This is a genomic window from Kitasatospora sp. NPDC056446 (assembly GCF_042796115.1).
GTDB lineage: Bacteria > Actinomycetota > Actinomycetes > Streptomycetales > Streptomycetaceae > Kitasatospora.
In genome coordinates this window covers 1-1,189 of sequence record NZ_JBHTRF010000242.1, presented here as the reverse complement: position 1 = coordinate 1,189, position 1,189 = coordinate 1, and the positions used below count along the sequence as shown (strand labels likewise).

Here is a 1,189-nt window from a genome sequence, read left to right as displayed (position 1 = left end):
CCCGCAAGGGGGCGTTTTTCGTTTGCGTGCGCGCCACTGCGATCAATCATCGTCCTGTGCCGACGTGCGTGCGCGCATGCCGGTGATGCGCGCTTCCTCGCGTGCAACCTGGCGGTCGGCAAACCAGTCCTGCACATCGCCTGCAAAGCTCGCCGGGCGTCCCTTGCCCTGCACGCCCTCGGCAATCGACGCCAGGCTGGAACGCGCCAGTTCTTCGCGCATCGCCTTCTGCGCATTGATCATCACCGCGTGGATGCCGCACACGCCGCGGTTGGCCCAGCGCGGTGGGTTGCCATCGAACAGCGCGCAGCGCCCGCGGATCTCCTGGCAGTCGAACAGCGCCTTCTGCCCCTCAACGGCGTCGACCACGTCCAGCACGCTGATGTCCTCGGGCGCACGCGCCAGCTGGTAGCCGCCGCGGATGCCGCCGGTGGACTCGACGATGCCGGCTTTCTCCAGCTTCGGAAAGATCTTCGCCATGAAGGCTGCCGGCACGCCCTGCAGTTCGGCCAGGTCGCGGCTGCTGGGCCGCTGTTCCAGCGGCGGGACCAGCCAGAGCAGGCAGTGCAGGGCGTACTCGACGCCCGTTCCGATGTGGGCCATGGGACCGGTCCAGAAAAATGTAACGCGGACTATAGGGGCCTGAGTTACTGGCCGCAAGCGAGTGGTGCCCCATGCAGGGCATTGATTTCATTGGCGTTGTGGCTGGGGGAACGCGCACGGCAGGGGCGTGCTGGCCTGAACGGTCCGCCATCGACTGCTTGCGCCACATAACGCGGACTCATATGATCCGCGTTATGTGGCGTGCCGGCGCACCACATCACTCACGCCCCTGCCATCCACGCGCATGGGTGCCTGAATCTCATTTCCCAGAAGGACTTACCTCCGTGTCCAAACGCATTGTTGTCATCGGCGCCGGCTTTGCCGGCATGTGGAGCGCGCTGGCCGCCGCCCGTCTTCTCGATCAGGCCGCGCGCCATGATGTGCAGATCGTGCTGGTAGCGCCGTCCCCTGAGCTGCATGTGCGCCCACGCCTGTACGAAAAGGGGCCGGAGCGCATGAAGGCCCCGCTGCAGCCCATCTTCGATGCCGTCGGCGTGCACTACCTTGCCGGCCGCGTCGAGCACATCGATGTTGCCAACCAGCAGGTGCAGGTGGTGGGCCATGGTGCGGATGCCGCATCGCAGAC

General features: G+C 66.0%; 2 protein-coding genes. One reads left to right on the top strand and one right to left on the bottom strand.

What is annotated here, in order from left to right:
* Positions 1 to 42 precede the first annotated feature (42 nt).
* The gene (locus ACFQ6N_RS41000) at positions 43 to 603 is read right to left on the bottom strand and encodes an Rrf2 family transcriptional regulator (RefSeq protein WP_053449309.1); all 561 of its coding nucleotides are present in this window, start codon (positions 601 to 603) and stop codon (positions 43 to 45) included.
* 284 nt (positions 604 to 887) lie between these two features.
* Between ACFQ6N_RS41000 and ACFQ6N_RS40995 the strand changes: the two genes are divergently transcribed.
* Positions 888 to 1,189 (top strand): FAD-dependent oxidoreductase (locus tag ACFQ6N_RS40995; RefSeq protein ID WP_380659221.1); only part of this gene is annotated, 302 nt, incomplete at its 3' end.